The 19362-nt window shown below is 69.4% G+C and carries 17 protein-coding genes; 5 read left to right on the top strand and 12 right to left on the bottom strand.

Annotated features, from left to right (window positions below):
• Positions 1-167: 167 nt before the first annotated feature.
• The 9 genes from RWX45_RS10145 to RWX45_RS10105 all read right to left on the bottom strand — a co-directional run bounded on the left by RWX45_RS10145 (position 168) and on the right by RWX45_RS10105 (position 10712).
• On the bottom strand, positions 168-929 hold the full coding sequence (locus RWX45_RS10145; protein ID WP_316023598.1) for an NAD(P)H-binding protein: 762 nt from the start codon (positions 927-929) through the stop codon (positions 168-170).
• Positions 930-1136: 207 nt separating this feature from the next.
• Entirely contained in the window at positions 1137-1994 is an 858-nt protein-coding gene (locus RWX45_RS10140; RefSeq protein WP_316023597.1) for a carbohydrate deacetylase, read from the bottom strand.
• Positions 1991-3391: an MFS transporter gene (locus RWX45_RS10135; protein WP_316023596.1), complete on the bottom strand. Its 1401-nt coding sequence runs from the start codon at positions 3389-3391 to the stop codon at positions 1991-1993. The genes RWX45_RS10140 and RWX45_RS10135 overlap by 4 nt, the downstream gene beginning before the upstream one ends.
• Positions 3392-3534: 143 nt before the next feature.
• Positions 3535-4455, bottom strand: a complete 921-nt coding sequence (gene prmC / locus RWX45_RS10130) for a peptide chain release factor N(5)-glutamine methyltransferase (RefSeq protein ID WP_410050713.1) — start codon at positions 4453-4455, stop codon at positions 3535-3537.
• Positions 4456-4565: 110 nt separating this feature from the next.
• Positions 4566-5660: a peptide chain release factor 1 gene (gene prfA / locus RWX45_RS10125; RefSeq protein WP_316023594.1), complete on the bottom strand. Its 1095-nt coding sequence runs from the start codon at positions 5658-5660 to the stop codon at positions 4566-4568.
• A 140-nt stretch (positions 5661-5800) separates the two neighbouring features.
• On the bottom strand, positions 5801-6013 hold the full coding sequence (gene rpmE / locus RWX45_RS10120) for a 50S ribosomal protein L31 (protein ID WP_316023593.1): 213 nt from the start codon (positions 6011-6013) through the stop codon (positions 5801-5803).
• Between the two features lie 190 nt (positions 6014-6203).
• Positions 6204-8261, bottom strand: a complete 2058-nt coding sequence (rho, locus tag RWX45_RS10115; protein WP_316023592.1) for a transcription termination factor Rho — start codon at positions 8259-8261, stop codon at positions 6204-6206.
• 260 nt (positions 8262-8521) lie between these two features.
• On the bottom strand, positions 8522-9421 hold the full coding sequence (thrB, locus tag RWX45_RS10110; protein ID WP_316023591.1) for a homoserine kinase: 900 nt from the start codon (positions 9419-9421) through the stop codon (positions 8522-8524).
• Positions 9422-9428: 7 nt separating this feature from the next.
• Positions 9429-10712, bottom strand: coding sequence for a homoserine dehydrogenase (locus RWX45_RS10105; RefSeq protein ID WP_316023608.1), 1284 nt, complete (start codon positions 10710-10712; stop codon positions 9429-9431).
• 323 nt (positions 10713-11035) lie between these two features.
• On the opposite strand from RWX45_RS10105, the gene RWX45_RS10100 reads away from it, so the two are divergent.
• Both RWX45_RS10100 and RWX45_RS10095 read left to right on the top strand, forming a co-directional pair.
• Complete coding sequence (locus RWX45_RS10100; RefSeq protein WP_316023590.1) at positions 11036-12820, top strand: ABC transporter ATP-binding protein; 1785 nt, start codon at positions 11036-11038, stop codon at positions 12818-12820.
• The gene (locus RWX45_RS10095) at positions 12817-14583 is read left to right on the top strand and encodes an ABC transporter ATP-binding protein (RefSeq protein WP_316023589.1); all 1767 of its coding nucleotides are present in this window, start codon (positions 12817-12819) and stop codon (positions 14581-14583) included. Before RWX45_RS10100 ends, RWX45_RS10095 begins: the two co-directional genes overlap by 4 nt.
• On the opposite strand, the gene RWX45_RS10090 is transcribed toward RWX45_RS10095, so the two are convergent.
• A complete protein-coding gene (locus RWX45_RS10090; protein ID WP_316023588.1) occupies positions 14552-14812 on the bottom strand; it encodes a hypothetical protein in 261 nt (86 codons plus the stop codon). The two genes, RWX45_RS10095 and RWX45_RS10090, sit on opposite strands and share 32 nt — an antisense overlap.
• 171 nt (positions 14813-14983) lie before the next feature.
• Between RWX45_RS10090 and RWX45_RS10085 the strand changes: the two genes are divergently transcribed.
• Both RWX45_RS10085 and RWX45_RS10080 read left to right on the top strand, forming a co-directional pair.
• Entirely contained in the window at positions 14984-15340 is a 357-nt protein-coding gene (locus RWX45_RS10085; RefSeq protein ID WP_316023587.1) for a type II toxin-antitoxin system Phd/YefM family antitoxin, read from the top strand.
• Entirely contained in the window at positions 15340-15750 is a 411-nt protein-coding gene (locus RWX45_RS10080; protein WP_316023607.1) for a type II toxin-antitoxin system VapC family toxin, read from the top strand. The genes RWX45_RS10085 and RWX45_RS10080 overlap by 1 nt, the downstream gene beginning before the upstream one ends.
• A gap of 22 nt (positions 15751-15772) precedes the next feature.
• On the opposite strand, the gene lysA is transcribed toward RWX45_RS10080, so the two are convergent.
• The gene (gene lysA, locus RWX45_RS10075) at positions 15773-17233 is read right to left on the bottom strand and encodes a diaminopimelate decarboxylase (protein WP_410050712.1); all 1461 of its coding nucleotides are present in this window, start codon (positions 17231-17233) and stop codon (positions 15773-15775) included.
• Positions 17233-18909, bottom strand: a complete 1677-nt coding sequence (gene argS / locus RWX45_RS10070) for an arginine--tRNA ligase (protein WP_316023585.1) — start codon at positions 18907-18909, stop codon at positions 17233-17235. Before argS ends, lysA begins: the two co-directional genes overlap by 1 nt.
• A 169-nt stretch (positions 18910-19078) precedes the next feature.
• On the opposite strand from argS, the gene RWX45_RS10065 reads away from it, so the two are divergent.
• Positions 19079-19362: Nramp family divalent metal transporter (locus RWX45_RS10065; RefSeq protein WP_316023606.1), on the top strand; the 284-nt coding region annotated here is incomplete at its 3' end.

Raw genomic sequence — 19362 nt, 5'->3', positions numbered from 1 at the left:
CGCTTAGCTGCAGGGGATCGGCCAGGCATTGGAGCGCATGACCATCCGTCGCAACTTTTGCTGCGCTCACCCGGCCGCCGGACCGAGCATCCCCGCGTTTTGCCCGGATCTGCGCCACCCTCCTTCGGACGCCAACGGACACCAGCCGCAGAAGTTGCGACAGATGGTCACTCTTGAGCCGAACCGAGGCGGGCGAGGTCGTCCTGGACGCGCTGGGGCTCCTGGTCGAGCGGAACGTTGTGCGTGTCGAGCACGCCGTCGAGCACGCCGGGCTCATCCGCACGCGTGGCGGCGAACAGAGCTTCGAAGTCGGTGACGGGGGCGCCGGACTTGCTGAAGATCTCCACCGTACGGCGCGCACCGGAGGGGTTGAGGGCGCCCTCCAGGAGCACCTGGGCGATGTGGCGCCGGTCGACTCCGGGCTGCCCGGTGACCAGGTCGCCCTGACGCAGGTCGATCTGCCGGTCCGCGGTCCCCTGGTAGTCGAACCAGCCGGGCCGCACGATGGTGTAGGGGCGGCCGGAGGCGCGCACGAGCCGCTCGGCGCGGCGCTTCCACTCGACGAATCCGTAACCGGTGACCCGCGAGGAGTGGGAGGCGTTCATCGTGGTCATGAGGCTGATGTGGGTCTCAGAATCTCCGAGAGCGTCGATAACCGCGCGGACGATGTCGTAGAAGGTGGCGCCGTCCTTGCCGTCCGAGTCGGTACCGTGGGTGAGGACGACGGCGTCGACGTCGGCGACCAGCAGGCGCAGCGCGTCGGCGTCATCGGCCGCTGCCTCGACGATCTCGGCGCCGTCGGGTAGGGAGCGGCGAGCACGGGAGGCGTTGCGGGTCAGCGCGCGTACAGTGAGGCCCCGCTGCAGGGCCTCTTCGACGACGACGCGCCCGACCTGCCCGGTGGATCCGATGACAAGGACAGTGGTCATAGGAGAACTCCGATCAGATGCTTTCGATTGGGGCCGGCACGCGGAACCGATGCCGGTCCGCCGCCGACGCTGAACGAAGAGTCTGCCCCGCCGACGCGTAGCCGTCCAGGACCCACCGGTACCCCGATACCAGGGCCAGCCTGCTCCGGCGCGACGGTGTGGGCACCGGTGCTCACACCGTCGTGGAGCGGAGCCGTTGTCCCGGCCCTACCAGCGGGCGACCACTTCGATGCCCTCCCGCTCCAGGGCATCACGCCAGGCGGGATCGCGCAGCATTCGCGCCTCCCAGACGCGCTTGTCCCAGCCGGCTCCGAAGCGCTCGCGCGCCCAGGCCGTGTCCGCGCCCGGGTGCGCGAAGATCTCCGAGGTGCCTTCGGGGAGCAGGGGCAGCAAGCCAATGTAGAAGTCGCGCAGGTTTTCGTAGCTGCCGATCATGTCGGTGGGGCGCGGGTCGGTGAGCAGCGTCTGGGGCAGAGCGACCCCCAGGTCGTCCGCAGCCCGGAGCGCCCGCCGGTGTGCCTGTGCCACGGTCGGCGAAATCTGGCCGCCGAGCAAGGTGGCGTCGAGGATGCGGGGGAAGCGGAAGGCTAGTCGTCGGCGGGCGCAGGCGGTCAGTACCTCGGCCAGTCCCGCCCCGCCGTGCAGACCGTAGACGGTGCCCGAGTGGGAGTCGATGCGATCAATGGCCAGTCCCACGGCTCGCATACGAATCATTTGCGCGGTGACTTCGGCACTGATCGCCTCCGGGGTCGCGCGTTCCTCGGCAACCGACGGGTCGGCAGGTAGGTTGCCGTCGGGGTCGGCCAGAACGGAGCCCTCCGGAGACAATGGCGTCCACGGCTCGCGGCCGCGGTCGGAGTTCGTGGAGACATGGAGCCCCACCCCGAAGTCATGGTTGGCGCGCAGTGCGGCCAGCTGTGGAGCGACGTCGTCGAGGTACTCGGAGACCGCCAGCACGGTGGTGGCGGAGACGTAACCATCCTGCAGCAGATCCAGGACCACCTCGGCGGAGGCGGGGTCATAGCCGTAGTCGTCGGCGGTGAGGACGAGGCGGCGGGCGTTCATGGTGCAATCTCCTTCGTTTCGTCTGCCGGAATGGCAGCCTGGCCGTCGTTCGGCGTGTCGGCGGGTACCGCGATGTTGCGGGAGATGATGGCGCCGATGGTCAGCAGGCCGAAGGGGTACAGGGACATGTACACCCGCCAGGCGAGTCCCGCCTGCGTGCCCGGATCGTCGCCGGAGTGGTAGCCGAAGAACCATCCCAGGGACAGCAGCGCGATCGAAACGGGGATGGCGCTGAGTCGGCCCAGGACCCCGAAGGCGGACAGGAAGATGCCCTCGCGGTGGACGCCGGTGGTCGCGGCGTCGTGGTCCAGGATGCGGGCGAAGATCAGGTCGTTGGTGGCCAGCATGCCGGAGTAGCCGAAACCGACGCACAAGCCGGCGATGATCGCGGTGGGTAGGTTGCTGGCAAAGAACAGCGGCAGGAAGGACACCGCCGCTGCGGGCAGGGCAATCTTCCAGGTGTGCGCCGCCCCGAAGCGGCGCACGATCATGGTCCACAGCGCCAGGAAACCGATGGAGGCCGCAATGACCGTGGCCTGCAAAATAGTGGCCTGCAGGGCGTCTCCGCCCAGGGAGTGGTCGACGTAGAACTGCAGTCCGCCCAGAATCAGCGACATGGCCGCCCCGAAGCAGGCGGAGACAACCCCCACCGTCCAGAAGTAGCGGTTGGTGAGGATCTCGATGATCGAGTCGATGAAGCGGGGGCGCTCCTCCGCCGCAATGTCTGGGTTCTCATGAATGCCCAGGGCCATGAAGATGATGACGGCGGTGGCGACGACGCCGTAGATGACCGCCAGCAGTTCATACCCGCGGGTCGGGTCGGTGCACTGCGGGTCGGCGACGTCGCAGCCCAGAACGCCGCGGGCCAGCAGGGGTGTGAGCCCCAGGGAGATGATCATGGCGACCAGCTGCAGCCCCTGCCGCAACGAATTGGCTAGGGCGCGGCGCCGTTCGGCGGGGAAGAGCTCCGGCAGCAGCGCCCCGTAGTTGGCGTTGATGAGGGAGTCCGACGCCTCCGACAGGATTGCGAAGGTCGCGAACCAGGCCACCAGTGCGCCGCTTTTGCGGGCCACGACGGCGTCGGGCACCCAGAACAAGGCGATCATGGAGCCCAGTAGCAGCAGGGCTCCGACGATGAGGTAGGGGCGGCGGCGTCCCCAGCGGCTGCGAGTGCGATCCGAGATGTAGCCGAATATCGGGTTGTCGATCGCGTCGATGATGCCGTAGACGGTGTACACGCCGGCGTAGATGGCGGCGTCCATGCCCAGCACCGAGACGTAGAAGTAGAGCATCGATCCCTTGATGACGTTGATGGGGATCGACGTGCCGAACATGCCGATGGCGTAGCGCCATGGCGCAGTGGCGCCACGCGCCGCGGGAGTCGACGTTGTCTCCATGGGTGTCCTCGCGGGGGTACTGGCGCGGCCCCGCGTGCGTCTGTGCACGCCGGGGTTGACCAGATCTGCCCTGTTCGAGTCTAGCGTGTCCTACGCCACAGCATGATCCCAGTATGACGGCGTTATGGTCAGCCCCTGCGGGATCAGTGCTCGGCCCGCAGGTAGCGGCCGCGTCCAGTAAGGTCGTCGCCGGTCTGGGCCGAGGCGAAGCCGGTGGCCAGCGCCGCCTCACGCAGCGCCGCCGCCTGGGCGGGATCGTGCTCCATGACCAGGACGCCGCCGGGCCGCAGCAGGGCCGCCGCCCGCTCGACTATGGCACGCGGCATCGTCAGGCCGTCCTCTCCCCCACCGTAGAGAGCCAGGTGCGGGTCGTGTCGCTGTGTTTCCGCGTCCTCCACCGCGCCCGCGGGCACATACGGCGGGTTGGCCACGACGACGTCGACCCGTCCGTCCAGCTCGGCGAGGGTCTCCGGGGCGGTGGCGTCCCCGGCCAGGACCGTGACCCGTCCCGGTACCAGGCGCTCACAGTTGTCCCGGGCCAGGGCGACGGCGGCGGGATTGACCTCAACGGCCCAGACGCGCGCGGCGGGGACCTCGTGAGCGACGGCGGCGGCGATGGCGCCGGAGCCGGTGCACAGGTCGACGACCCTCACGCCGTGGTCCTGGCCCGCTGCGGCCACCCGTGCGGCGTCGATGGCCGCGCCGGCGACGATCTCGGTTTCCGGCCGGACGATGAACACTCCGGGACGGCATTCGAGCTCCAGTCCCCGGAACCACATGCGCCCGAGGAAGTGTTGGAGCGGCACCCGCGCGGCCCGGCGCTCGATCAGGCTGAGGAAGGTCTCCACCTGCTGGGCAGTTGCGCCGTCGCACATGACGAGAGGTCCTCCCACGACGTGCTCGGCCAGTACCCGGGCATCATGCTCAGGCGAGATCACGCCCGCCTCTCTCAAAGCCTGGCCGGCGTCGCGGACTAAGCGGCGGAAGGCGTACCTGCCGAGCGGCTCGGAGGCGAGAGCCTCCCGAAAACGTGTTTCGGGCTTCGCCCTCAAACGTGCTTCCATCAGCTCGGACACTCGAGCAAGCTCGGCGTCGCTCGCCTCAGTCGCCCGTAAAGGAGCTTGCGACCAGTTGAGGGGGGCCCTCGCCTCCGAGCCGCCTTTCGAGCGCTTTGTCACGCTTGATCCCCGGCGGCGGCCAGGCGCTCGGCCTCGTCCATGGCGATGGCCGAGTCGATGACCGGACCGAGGTCGCCGTCGAGCACAGCGTCGAGGTTGTAGGCCTTGTAGCCGGTGCGGTGGTCGGCGATGCGGTTCTCGGGGAAGTTGTAGGTGCGGATGCGCTCGGAGCGGTCGACGGTGCGTACCTGGGAGCGCCGGGTGGCGGCGGCCTCGGCGGCCTGCGCCGCGGCGCGTTCGGCGAGCAGGCGGGCGCGCAGGACCCGCATGGCCGCTTCCTTGTTCTGCAGCTGGGACTTCTCGTTCTGCATGGATACGACGATCCCGGTGGGCAGGTGGGTCAGGCGCACGGCGGAGTCGGTGGTGTTGACGCTCTGACCGCCTGGGCCGGAGGAGCGGAACACGTCTACGCGCAGGTCGGCGGGGTCGATCTCCAGCTCGCCCGGGTCGTCGGCCTCCGGCATGACCAGCACGCCGGCGGCCGAGGTGTGAATGCGCCCCTGGCTCTCGGTGACGGGCACGCGCTGGACCCGATGGACGCCCGCCTCGTATTTCAGGTGTGCCCACACTCCGTCGGCGGGCTCGACGGGCCCCTTGGCCTTGACGGCCAGCCGCACGTCCTTATAGCCGCCCAGCTCGGACTCGGTGGCGTCCATGACCTCCACGGCCCAGCCCATGCGTTCGGCGTAGCGGGTGTACATGCGGGCCAGGTCGGAGGCGAACAGGGCCGACTCCTCGCCTCCCTCACCGGCCTTGACCTCGATGATGACGTCGCGGGCGTCGTCCGGATCGTGTGGGGCCAGTACGTCGCGAAGCTGGGCGGCGGCGGCTTGCTCGGCCTCGCGCAGGGCGGGTAGTTCGGCGGCGAAGTCGGCGTCCTCGCGCGCCAGGTCGATGGCGTCGGCCAGGTCGGTGTGGGCCGCCTGCCAGGCCCGGTGGGCGTCCACCACGCGGCCCAGTTCGGCGTAGCGGCGGCCCAGGCGACGCATGGCGCCGGGATCGGAGGCGACGGCCGGATCGGCCATCTCGCGCTCAATACCGGCGTGCTCATCCAGGAGGGGCTGGACGGCGGAGAAGTCCTCGACGCTCACAACTCACCTTTCTCCGCCGCTGCGCGGGCGGACGGGTTGGACAAGCGACAGATTACGACCTTGGGGTACGTTCCACGTGCATCGGGCGGTCGTGGAACGTACCCCAAGGTCGTGAATCGTTGACCTGACGGCCGGGGCGCTTACTTCTTGCGCTTGCCGTAGCGGGCCTCGAAGCGGGCCACGCGACCACCGGTGTCGAGGATCTTCTGCTTGCCGGTGTAGAACGGGTGGCACTCGGAGCACACGTCCACGCGAATCTCACCAGAGGTGACGGTGGAACGGGTCTCGAAGGTGTTGCCGCAGGTGCACGTGACCGTAGTGGGCACGTATTCGGGGTGGATCCCCTGCTTCATCGGTGTCTCCTTAGGGTGTCAACGGGTCCCGGGTCCCACGCGGATACGCGGGTGAACCGGAGGCCGATCGGATATTGTGCCAGGCCGCGCCGCACGCCACAACGTGGAACCGGGTGAGGCGCAGCACGGTGCTGTCCTCGGCCCCGGCGTCAACCGAGCGAGCATGCCCGGCCGATGCGGGCGGGGCTTGTCAGGCGAGCTTGGAGTCGTCGTCGGCGTCCGCCAGGGAGGTTCCCTGCGGGGTCGTCTTGGAGATGACCATGAGGAACTCCGCGTTGGACTGGGTCTCCTTGAGCTTGCCCAGCACCAGTTCGAGGGCCTGCTGCTGTTCGAGCCCGGAGAAGAGTCGCCGCAGCCGCCACATGATCTTCAGCTGGGCCGGGTCGATGAGCAGCTCCTCGCGGCGGGTGGAGGAGGCGGCGACGTCGACGGCGGGGAAGACCCGACGCTCGGCCAGCTGCCGCGACAGGCGCAGCTCCATGTTGCCGGTGCCCTTGAACTCCTCGAAGATGACCTCATCCATCTTGGATCCGGTCTCCACCAGGGCGGTGGCGAGGATCGTCAGCGAGCCGCCGTTCTCAATGTTGCGGGCGGCGCCGAAGAACCGCTTGGGCGGATACAGCGCGGAGGCGTCGACGCCACCGGAGAGGATGCGACCGGAGGCGGGGGCGGCCAGGTTGTAAGCGCGGCCCAGTCGGGTGATGGAGTCGAGCAGCACCACCACGTCCTGACCGAGTTCAACCAGGCGCTTGGCGCGTTCAATGGCGAGTTCGGCCACCGTGGTGTGGTCGGAGGCGGGGCGGTCGAAGGTGGAGGCGATGACCTCGCCCTTGACCGTGCGCTGCATGTCGGTGACCTCTTCGGGGCGCTCGTCAACGAGCACGACCATGAGGTGCGCCTCGGGGTTGTTGACCGAGATCGCGTTGGCGATCTGCTGCAACACGATGGTCTTACCGGCCTTGGGCGGGGAGACGATCAGGCCGCGCTGCCCCTTGCCGATGGGCGAGACCAGGTCGATGATCCGCGGGGTCAGAGCCTTGGGCGTGGTCTCCAGGCGCAGCTGTTCCTGCGGATACAGGGGCGTCAGCTTGGTGAACTCCGGGCGGCGCTTGGCCCGCTCCGGATCCATGCCGTTGACGGTCTCCACGCTCACCAGCGGCTTGTACTTCACCCGGTTGGCGCGGTTCTGCCGCCGGTTGCGGCCCTGGCCGCCGCCGGCGCCGGCACTGTCGCCGTTCTCACGCACCCACCCGGTGATGGCGTCACCGGCGCGCAGCCCGTTGTCCTTGATCTGCTGAGCGTTGACGTAGACGTCCTTGGCGCCGGGCAGGTAGCCGGAGGTACGCAGGTAGGCGTGCTGGTGGTCGGTCACGTCCAGGATGCCTGCGACGGGCAGCAGTACCTCCTCCTCCCGGGACTGCTGGCTCCGGGAAGACTGGTTCCCCTCGTAGTTGTCGCCGCGGCCCTCGCGGTCGCGGCGCTTGCGTCCCCGACGCCGACGCCCGCTGCGTGAGTCGTCGTCGGCCTGTTCCTCCCAGCCGGAGTCGTTGCCGTTGCGGCGCCGGTGCTCGCTGGGCTCGACGGCGGGTGTACCAGTGGCGTCGGCCAGGTCGCGCATGAGCGCGGCCTTGGCGTCGGCGTGATCGGCGGAGTCGAAGCCGGACTCGGTGCCCCGGCGCTCGGGGGCCCCGGAGGAGGCCTGGGCACGCCGGCGGGAACGACGCGTTGTCTCGCGCGTGGCCGGGGCCGCCTCAGCGGAGTCGGAGCGCTGCGGAAGGTCAAGCACGAGGGTGGCCTCCTGCGCCGGGGCGGCGTCCTGGGGCGCGCCTGCGGCGGCGGTGACGCGACGCCGGGCCCGTGCCCGGGCGGAGCGGTCGGTGAGTTGAGTTGTTGTCTGCGCGGCCTGTTCGGGATCGGCCTTTGCCGCAGGTGATTCAGGGGCGGCGGGAGTCAAGGGCGCAACGGGAGCGGCGTCTGCGGGGCCGGCGTCGTCCTGGTTCGAGGACGTGCGTGCGGGCCGGCCACGGCGCCGTGCGGGAGCGGACGCTTTGGGGGCGTCGGTCGAGTCGGCGGTCTCGTTCGTTGTGGCCGACGTCGATGAGGTGGTCTGGTTCTCACGGATCGCGGCGATGAGCTCGCTCTTTCGCATGCGTGAGGTGCCCTTGAGTCCGATGGTAGAGGCGAGCTGCTGGAGCTCGGCCAGCCGCATGGTGGACAGCGGAGGGCGGGCGCTGGAAATCTCGGTCACGAGTGTCCTAACGGTGTGAGCATCAGCCAGGAGTGGCGGATGTATCTGGGACTGTCCCGGATGATCACGGGAAGAAGTCGTGCACCAACGAGGGTCCGGGGCAGGGCCTGCGGCCTCAGCCTGGTGCGCATGGGGCCTGCCGCTTCGTTTCGGCTTGCCGCCACGGGAACTTTAGCAGACCGCCGGGGCGTGTCGGCCCTCAAGTAAGCCCGGTTTCGTGTGAATCCCCTCCCGTTCCGGACAGCAACGAAGCCGACATGTCACAGGAGCTGTGCGCCGTTGAGGTCGATACCGGGGCGCAGCACCGTCCAGCCGTGCCGCTCCAGGGTGAAGCGGGTGTGCTGAGACAAATCCGCGAGCACCAGCACCGTGGGCCCCGCACCGGAGATGACCGCCGGGTAGCCCTGCTCGCGCAGGCTGTCCATCACCGCCATGGAGGTCGGCAGCACTCCGCGCCGATACTCCTGGTGCAGCCGGTCCTCGGTTCCCGCCATGAGCAGGTCAGGGCGGCCCGCGAGCGCCAGCATGAGGATGGCGGCACGTGAGGTGTTGAACAGGGCATCAGCGCGCGGCACGGAGTCGGGCAGGACTTGACGGGCCTCCTCGGTGCTCAGCCGCGTCGTCGACGGCGGCACGAGCAGGCTGACCGCCAGGCTCGCATCCACCGGCATGGGGGCGGCGCGCGGGGTACCGTCGGCCTCAATCCAGGCGACGGTAGCGCCGCCGAAGACGGCCGGGGCGACGTTGTCGGGATGTCCCTCGAAGCCGGTGGCGATCCGGAAAACCTCCTCGTCCGGCAGCGCGTCGGGATCGGAGAGCAGGCCGCGGGCCAGCATGAGTCCGGCGACGGCGGCGCTCGCGGAGGAGCCCATGCCGCCGCCGTGGGGGATGCGGTTGATGCAATGCATCTCAAAGCCGGCCTGTGGGGCCCCGGCGGCCTCCAACCCGGCGCGCAGGGCACGCACGACCAAGTTGGAGTCGTCGGTGGGGACGATTCCCTCCCCCACGCCCTGCACGGCGACTGTGGTGGGGCCGACGATGGGGCGGACCTCAACCTCGTCGTAGTAGGTGAAGGCCATGCCGAAGGAGTCGAATCCGGGGCCCATATTGGCGGTGGTTGCGGGAACGCGTACCGCCGCCCGCTCATTGGCCAGTCTCATCTGCGGCTCACAGTCCCTCGACGCGGTGCACGGAGACGACCTCGTCAACGCGCTCCTCGCCGCGCAGCCGCTCCACGGCGGCGTCGAGGTGGGAGACGGGAGCCGCATGGGTGACGATCGTGACCAGAGCCTGCTCGTCGCTGACGTAGCTGGACTGGCGCACCGAGTTAATGGAGACGTCGTTGTCGGCGAACGCCTGGGCCATGGCGGCCAGCGAGCCGGGCGCGTCGGCCACCCGTAGCTGTACCTGATAGCGGGTCAGTGCCTTTTCGGGCCCAAGGATCGGCAGATCGGCATAACTGGACTCGCGGGGCGCCTGCCCGCCGTTGACCCGGTGGGCGGCCGCGGCGACGACGTCGGAGAGCACGGCGGAGGCGGTGGGGGTACCACCGGCGCCCTGCCCGTAGAACATGAGTCTGCCCGCGGACTCAGCCTCCACCAGGACGGCGTTGAAGCCGCCGTGGACGCTGGCAAGCGGGTGGTCGGCGGGGACGAGGGCCGGGTGCACTCGCACGGAGATGCCGTTGGCGTGCTCGTCCTCCCGGCGCTGGGCGATGGCCAGCAGCTTGATCTCGCAGCCGGAGGCGTGGGCTTCACGGATATCGTCGGCGGTGATGGAGCGGATGCCCTCCACCTCGACATCGTCCAGCCCCACCCGCGTGTGGAAGGCCAGTGAGGCGATGATGGCGGCCTTGGCGGCGGCGTCGAGCCCGTCGACGTCGGCGGTGGGGTCGGCTTCGGCGTAGCCGAGCGCCTGGGCGGCGGCGAGCGCTTCGTCGAAGGACAACCCCTTGGTGCTCATCTCATCGAGGATGTAGTTGGTGGTGCCGTTGACGATGCCGAGCACGCTGGTGACGCGGTCCCCGGCCATCGACTCGCGCAGGGCATAGACCACGGGGATGGCGCCGGCCACGGCGGCCTCGTAGTAGAAGTCCGTGTTGGCCGCGGCGGCTGCCGCGTACAGCTCGGGGCCGTGGGCGGCAATGAGCGCCTTATTGCCGGTGATGACGGAGGCGCCCGCACGGAAGGCCGCGAGGATGAGGGTGCGGGCCGGCTCGATGCCGCCGATGAGCTCGATGACGATGTCGTTGGAGGTAGCGACGTCGGTGGCGTCGTCGGTGAGCAGATGCCGCGGGACGGCGGCGTCACGGGGCGCGGAGACGTCGCGCACGGCGATGCCGGTGATCTCCAGGTTGGCGCCCGAGCGGGCCGCGAAGTCGTCGGCCTGCTCCAGCAGGAGACGGACCACCTGGGTGCCGACGGTGCCGGAGCCCAGAACGCCCACGCGCAGTGTGGGGCGGGCGGGGGCCGACGCGCGCGCCGGTGTGCTCTTGGACTGCGCCTGGGTCTGTTGCGCCTGCGGTTCGGCGTCGCGCCCGTCCTGCTGGGCTAGCCGCTGATTCACGGGGACCACCTCGCGAGTGTGTTCGGGCTCGCCACCGTGGGCGAGCGGGGCTCGGCACAGCATAGGCGCACGTCCGCAGTTGACGCTTCTTCCGTCCGCAAACGATCCGGTTGTAAGGTCGTACTCACTAACGTGAGCCGCAGCCGTCTTCACGTCGCCTGCGACCGATACAGTCGCCCCTGCGGGCGCAGGCAGCAACCGAGGCAGCCATGACCCAAACCACCACCCGAACCGCAATCGCCAAGCCTCCGGCACACCCGCCGTCAGCGCTCGGGCTGCGCGAGTTGCTCTCCCCGGTCATCGGATCGATCGCAATGGCGTTCCTGGCCGGCCTCGTCAGCGCCGCCCTGGGTCTGTTGCCGGCCGTCGGCGTGACCGTGCTGGCCGAACGGGCTCTCTCCAGCACGCTCACCCCCAGCGCCGCATGGCCGTGGGTGGCGGGCATTGCCGTCGGCCTGCTCGGCGGGCATCTCATCTATCTGCTCGGCACCGGTTACGCCCATAGGGTGGAGCTGCGTTTCCGCACCCAGTTGCGCAGCCGCATCACCATATTGCTGGCACGCCTGCCCCTGGGTTGGCACACGGAGGAGTCCTCCGGGCGTGTGCGCTCCGCCATCACCGAGGACACCGCCAAGGTGCATTCGCTCATCGCCCATTTCGGTTCGGACCTGGGGCAGGCGATCGGAGTTCCGGCATTCGGCTTGGTGTATCTGCTGACGCGCTCATGGATCTTCACTCTGGTGCTGCTCGGGTGGCTCCTGGTCACTGTTGCGATTGCCGGGGCACTAGCCTCCCGGAACATGAAGCCGCTGACCGAGGAGTTCAGCGAGGCGGAAAAACAGCTGGCCGCGGCATCGGTGGAACTGGCCGACGGCATCACCGCGGTCAAGACCTTCGGTCTGAGTGGGGCGCTGTTCCGCCGTTTTTCCGATGCCATGAACCGCTACACGCACTCCTCCTACACGTGGATGCGCGGCCCCGGCCGCCCCATGGCGGTGCTCAGCGCACTCACGGGTCCGGGGTTCATGCTTCTCATTATCGTCGTCTCCGGCTGGTTCCTGGCCGACCGCGGGATGATCGCACCGGTGGATTTGCTTCCCTTCCTGCTGGTGGGCGTGGGTCTGCCGTCGGGGGTGATGAACCTCGCCTCCATGGGTAACAGCCTCATTGAGGCGCGGGACGCCGCCGCTCGCATCGGGAGGTTGCTCGCTGAACCCCAGCTGCCCGAGCCCGATCATCCGCTGCCGATCGACCGCGACGAACGCGGCGGCGTATCCCTCACCTTCGAGCATGTCTCCTTCCGTTACGACGCGGACGGCCCGCTCGTCCTCGACGACGTCTGTTTGGAGCTGCGTCCCGGGACAGTGACCGCCGTGGTCGGCCCGTCGGGCTCGGGCAAGTCCACCCTGGTGCGGCTGGCCGCCCGCTTCTGGGATGTCACCGACGGGAGCGTGCGCCTGGGCAGCACCGACGTGCGGGATGCCTCCAGTCAGGAACTGCTGTCCCAGTTGGCAATCGTCTTGCAGGAGGGCGGGCTGTTGACCGACACGGCAGCGGAGAACATTCGCCTGGCCCGCCCCGACGCCACCGATGAGGAGGTGCGGGCCGCCGCCGAGTCCGCCCGCATGCATGAACGTGTGATGGCGTTGCCCAACAGCTACGACACCGTACTCGGCTCCGAAGGAGCGCACCTGTCCGGTGGTGAGCGTCAGTGCATCGCCCTGGCACGGGCATTCCTGGCCGACGCGCCGGTCCTCCTCCTTGATGAAGCGACCGCCCAGGCCGACCCGCACTCGGAACGCCAAGTTCAACAGGCGCTGGCCGCACTGGCTCGTGGCCGCACGGTGCTGGTCATCGCCCACCGCCTGGCGACGGTGGTGGATGCCGATTCGATCGTCGTACTGGATGGGGGCCGCGTCGTTCAACAGGGCACGCATCCTGAACTGCTCGCCTCCGACGGGCTGTACCGCGCGCTGTGGGAGGCGCAGCAATGATCACCCGTCTCAACCACTACTTGGGTGGAGGCTCGCATCTGACCGGGCTGCTCATCGCCCATGCCGCCGCCGGGGTTTTGCAAGGCGTCGCCCTGGGGCTGCTCCTTCCCTTCCTGCGCGCATTCTTCTCCGGCGGTCCCGGGGCAGGCCTCTGGCTCGCAGCAATCGCCGTCACCGCCGGCGCCTCCGCGTTTCTCAGTGCCGCCGCCATGGTGCGCTCCTACAAGATCGGCTCCGACGACGTCTCCGGTGGTCTGATCCGCGCCGTCGGGGAGAAGGTGCAGCGCCTGCCGCTCGGCTGGTTCGATGCGACCTCCACCGGGCGGGTGGCCGCTGCCACTTCTACCGACATCCACACCATCTCCCACCTGCCGTCCATCGTGCTGCCGCAGATCGCCTCCGTGACCGGATCGGCGGCGGCGATCGCCGTCATCGCCCTGTGGCAAGAGCCGCGCATGGGCGCAGCCATGATCATCACCCTGCCGCTGTGCGTGTGGGCGCTGCGATGGCTGCGGCGTGCGGTGGTCGCCGAGTATCTGCAAGGCGAGGCTTCCACCCGCCGTCTGGCCGCACGGGTACTGGAGTTCTCCCACCTCCAGCCGATCCTGCGCGCTACCGGCTCCTGCCAGAACGGTTGGGCCCCTTTGGAGCACGACCTGCGCGAGGATGAGGAGACTGCCGGTCGGGCCATGCGCGCCAGCGGGCCGGCCTCCATGAGCTTCCACACCTTCGTGGAGGCCGGGATGGTGCTGGCGATCGGAATTGGAACCATGCTGCTCCTGGGCGGGCGCCTCGACCCAGCGGTGTTCGTGGCGCTCGCACTCATGGCGGTGCGCTTCGCTGATCCAGTGGGCATGCTCGCCTTCTACGTCGCCCCCATTCATGAGGCGAGCGCGGCGCTGGACTCCATCGGCTCGATTCTGGACACACCCACCATGCCCGAGCCGGACGAGGAGCATGCGCAGGCGCCCGCGGCTCCCTTCGATGTCGTATTCGATCATGTCTGCTTCGGCTACGCCCCCGACCAGGAGGTCATCCACGATGTGTCGCTCACGCTGCCGGCGGGGTCGGTGACGGCGCTGGTGGGGCCGTCCGGTTCGGGCAAGTCGACGCTCTCCCGGTTGGCGGCACGTTTCTGGGACGTGGACACTGGGAGCGTGGCTGTGGGCGGCGCCGACGTGCGCCGAACCCGTGTGGAAACCCTGATGGAGCACATATCTCTGGTGTTCCAAGACGTGTACCTGTTCGACACGACGATTGCGGAGAACGTGCGCATCGGCCGTCCCGGAGCGAGCTGGGAGCAGGTCCGCTGGGCAGCCGAGCGGGCGGGATTGACCGAGGTGGTCGATCGTTTGCCTCAGGGATGGGAGACTTGTGTAGGCGAAGGCGGTTCGGCCCTGTCCGGCGGCGAACGCCAGCGGGTTGCGATCGCCCGCGCATTCCTCAAGGACGCGCCGGTTCTGCTGCTCGATGAGGTCACCAGCGCACTCGACGGCGCCAACGAGGCGGCGGTGACTCAGGCCCTGGAGGAACTGAGCGAGGGCCGCACGGTGCTGGTGATCGCCCACCGGCTGAGTACCATCCGCCACGCCGACCGGATCGTCGTCCTCGTCGATGGTGACATCGAAGCCATCGGCACGCATGCGCAGCTGCACGCGGCCGGCGGCACCTATCGGCGCTTCTGGGATGACCAGACGGCGGTGGATCGTTGGCGGCTGGTCGGTGCGGACATCAACGAAGATCGTGCAGCACCCGGCGAGTGAGGACGGCCCATCCGGTCGACGCGGGCAGAACCAGCCCCAGTCCCGAGACGTTGTACAGCGAGGGGGTGATGGCGACCATGAGCAGCAGGCCGACCAGGATGCAGGTCAACAGCGCCCACGCGGCCAGGAAGCCGTCACGACCCGGATGGCCCGCCCTGCGTCCCGACGGGTCGTCATACCGCCCCCACGCCGGGGGCGGGGTCTCCAGGGAAGAGCGGGTTGCGTCCATATCCCGACAGTAAGAACTATCTCACCCGCGCAGTAGGTCCCCGGGATGGAATTGCGCCGTGACGCTCTCCTCCCCAGGTAGTAGGGGTGTTCCCTTAAGGGTCAGCCCCGCCGGAGCTCCCACCCCAGCGCACCGTTGTAGAATATGTAGAACATATGGGATTCTGGACGCATGAACGCCCAGCCCGCCATGGAACGACCGCCCGCCGCAGCCGGGCGGCGCCGCACTCCTTCCGACTACGACGCAAGCACCCGCACCGTAAGCCTGCGTGAGCTCAACCAGCGCTCCGGGCGGATCGTCACCGATGTCGTCTCCTCCGGCCGTCCTGTCACCATCACCGACCGCGGCAGACCGGTTGCACGCCTGGTCCCGATCGAGTCTGACGAGACCCCCTACGAGCGCCTCTTGCGCGAAGGGCTCATCCGAGAAGCCACACACGAACGAACCGGACCTATTCCTCGTTTCACCCTGCCCGAGGGAATGACGCTGCAACAGCTCCTGGACGAGGATCGGGAGGAAGTGCCGTGATGTACATCGACACCTCTGCGATCGGTCTCATTCTTCTGAATCAGGGGGGTGCCGACTCGGCACAGTCCGTTGTGGATACAGCCGCACGCACCGACAAACTCGTGTCCTCGGTGTTGCTCAGGATTGAGACCGCCAGACTCGCTCATCGCGCTCGGATCGACCAAGAGGCGGCAACGCAGGCACTCAGCGATGTGGCCCTTGTCAGCATCAACGACGACGTCATCGAGCGCGCTTGCTCATTCGTGGGCGAGCTCAAGTCGTTAGACGCGATTCACCTGGCCACTGCCGTCATGCTGGATGATCCGCGCGACCCGGTCACGGTCCTCACCCATGACGCGCGTCTGGCCAACGCCGCCCGCGCTCAAGGACTGAATGCGCACGATCCCGCGTTGCCTCCTGCCCAGGCCTGACAGAGTCCTGGGTACCGCCGAGTTACTCCCCCTCGAGGGCGAGCAGGTCGGCGATGGTCTCCGGGCGCAGCAGCCAGCCCTGTGCTCCCTCGTGAACCCAGGCCACGCCGGGGCGGGTGAACAGGTTGTAGTTGCTGGCCATGGACCGTCCGTAGGCGCCGGTGGCGGGGACTGCGAGCACGTCGCCGACGGCCAGGTCAGCGGGCAGGTCGACGTCGCGCACGACGACGTCACCGCTTTCGCAGTGCTTGCCGACCACGCGCGCCCGGGTCAGCCCGGCAGCCGGGTCGGGGCGCCGGTTGGCGAGCAGCGCCGTGTAGGCGGCGTCGTACAGGGCGGGGCGGATGTTGTCGCTCATGCCGCCATCCACGCTCACATACAGGCGGCTGGCGTCCTCCCCCAGCTCGACGCGCTTGAGCCCGGTCACCGTGTACAGGGTGACCATGGCGGGGCCGGCGATGCTGCGTCCGGGCTCAACGGACACGTGCGGGACGGCGTCGCCGAGTTCGCGGCACAGGTCACGGACCGCCTCGGCCAGGGCGCGGGCAACCTGCGCGGGCGAGGGCGCCACCGGGTCGGCGCCGGTGTAGGCGATGCCGTAGCCGCCGCCCAGGTCGACCTCCTCGCACAGCACGCCGGTGGCCTGGGCGATGTCGTGGCGCAGCTTGAGCACGACGCGAACGGCCTCGCGGAAGCCGGCCAGGTCGAAGATCTGGGAGCCGATGTGGGAGTGGAGCCCGTGCAGGGTGAGCTCCGGGGCGGCGACGACGGCGCGGGCGGCGTCCAGCGCGGCGCCGGTGGCCACCAAGATGCCGAATTTTTGGTCTTCGTGGGCGGTGGAGATGTACTCGTGCCCGCCGGCGTGGATGCCGGTGGTCAGGCGCAGCATGACCGAGCCGGTCTCCTCGGGGCCGTAGACGCCGGCGGCGCGCAGCTCACGTACGGCCGCGGCCGCCAGGTCGATCTCCGCAGCGGAGTCGAGCACGAGGTGGCCCACGCGATGGTGGAGGGCGACGCGAATCTCGGCCTCGGTTTTGCCGTTGCCGTGCAGGCCCAGGCGGGTGGCGCGGCTGGTGGCCTCCTCACCGTCGACGGTGCCCAGTGCGGTCATGCCGACGGCCAGCTCCCCGGCCGAGGCGGTGTCGATGCCCAGACCCTCCTCTAAGACGAGGCGGGCCACGCGGGTGGTGAGGAAGGCCTTGCCGGCGTAGTAGGCCTCGCCGCCGTTCATGCCGTAGTCGGGCCAGAATTCCTCGGCCATGGCGGCCGCCCAGGTGGCGGCGCGGCCGCGCAGGTCGGCCTCATCCAGGACGAACACCGGGGTGGGGGCGTCGGCGAGGATCTCGCTCACGGTGCGACCGCCCAGGGTGAGCTGGCCGGTGGCGGTGCGCTGCGCCGTCGTCGGCCACAGATCCGGGCGCACATCGGGCTCGGGCGCAACCAGGGCGCCGAGGGGGGCCTCTCCTGCGGGCACGGCGCTCATCACATGCGCTCCGGAGCGGAGACGCCCAGTAGGCCCAGGCCGTTGGCGATGACCTGGCCGACGGCGTCGTTGACCCACAGGCGAGCGACGTGCCCGGCATCGACCGGGTCGTCCCCGCGTGGGGTGACGCGGGTGGCGCCGTACCAGGTGTGGTAGGCGGCGGCGAGCGACTCCAGGTAGCGGGCCACCCGGTGCTGCTCGCGCAGTGCGGCGGCCTGGGCGACGATGGCCGGGTACTGGGCGAGCACGCCCAGCAGCTGGGAGTCGTGCGGGGTGTTCAGCTGGGCCGGGTCGAAGCCGGCCTCGCGACTCACGCCCCGTTCCATGGCGTTGCGGGCGACGCTGCGGATGCGGGCGTGGGCGTACTGGACGTAGTAGACGGGGTTGTCGTTGGAGGTGGAGGCCAGCAGGTCCAGGTCGATGTCGATCATGGAGTCCATGGAGGAGCGGGCCAGGGCGTAGCGGGCGGCGTCCACGCCGACGGCGTCGACCAGGTCGGCCAGCGAGACCACCGTGCCGGCCCGCTTGGACATGCGCACCGGCTCGCCCTCGCGCACGAGGTTGACGAGCTGGCCGATGATGATCTGCATGTTGACGCCGGGCTCGTCGCCGTAGGCGGCGCACATGGCCATCATGCGGCCGATGTAGCCGTGGTGGTCGGCGCCGAGCAGGTAGATGGCGCAGTCGGCGCCGCGGGCGCGCTTGTCCAGGTAGTAGGCGACATCGGCGGCGAAATAGGCGGGGTCGCCGTCGGACTTAATGAGGACCCGGTCCTTGTCGTCCCCGAAGTCGGTGGTGCGCAGCCAGGTGGCGCCGTCGGCCTCGAAGATGACGCCGCGCTCACGCAGCCGGCCGATGGCGCGGTCCACCGCGCCGGAGGTGTGCAGGGAGTCCTCGTGGAAGAAGACGTCGAAGTCCGTGCGGAAGTCGTGCAGCTCGGCCTTGACGGCGGCGAACATGAGGTCGACGCCGCGGGCACGGAAGACCTCAGCGGCCTCGGCGTCGGGCAGGGTGGCGGGGTCGGGGCGGCCGGCGGCGAGCTCGTCGCGGGTGACCTGTACCGCGATTTCGGGGATGTAGGCGCCGCCGTAGCCGTTTTCCGGGGTCTCCTGTCCGCGGGCGGCGGCCAGGAGGGAGGCGGCGAAGCGGTCGATCTGGGTGCCGTGGTCGTTGAAGTAGTACTCGCGGGTCACCTCGGCGCCGCAGGCGGCCATGATGCGGGCCAGTGAGTCGCCGACGGCTGCCCAGCGGGCGCCGCCCAGGTGGACCGGGCCGGTGGGGTTGGCGGAGACGTACTCGAGGTTGATGTGCTGGCCGGCCAGGGAATCGTTGGTGCCGTAGGCGGTGCCAGCGCTCAGGATGGTGCGGGCCAGCTCGCCGGCGCTGACGGCGTCCAGGCGAATGTTGAGGAAGCCGGGGCCGGCAACCTCGGCGGAGGCGACGCCGTCCAGGGCGCCCACGCGCTCGGCCAGCAGTTCGGCCAGGGCGCGCGGGTTGGTGCCGGCCTTCTTGGCCAGCTGCATGGCGACGTTGGTGGCCCAGTCACCGTGCTCGCGGGAGCGGGGGCGCTCAACCTTGGGCAGCGGCACCTCCTCGGGCGGGAGAGCGAGGCTGCCGTCGGTGGCGGCGGCGAGAAGGACGGTGCGGATCGCTTCGGCGAGCTCTTCTGGGGTCACGCGCGCCAGCGTACCGGAGGTCTCGGGCCCACCCCGCCCCCGTTCCCTGTGGCGACGCCGACGCACGCATAGGCGGACACCATGGAGTAGAATTTCGGGTAACCGAAACTATGTGAGGAGGCCGACCGTGTCCGACCCCGGCAACACGCATGACGCCGTCGAGGCCATCGTGCGCAAGCACACGCCGCGTCCCGCGCCGCAGCGTCACCGTCTGCTGGCGCTGCTCGGCCCGGCTTTCGTGGCCGCAGTCGCCTACGTGGACCCCGGGAACGTGGCCGCGAACATCACCGCCGGCGCGCGCTACGGCTACACGCTCGTCTGGGTGCTCGTGCTGGCCAACACCATGGCGGTGCTCATCCAGTACCAGAGCGCCAAGCTCGGCATTGTCACCGGCCGCTCCCTGCCGCAGCTGCTCGGGGCGCGGCTCGGGCGCGGGGCGCGCCTGGCCTACTG

It is taken from the genome of Actinomyces sp. MRS3W, from assembly GCF_032465695.1.
GTDB lineage: Bacteria > Actinomycetota > Actinomycetes > Actinomycetales > Actinomycetaceae > Actinomyces.
Note: the sequence above shows the minus strand (reverse complement) of the source record. Positions and strands in the feature narration are given on the sequence as shown.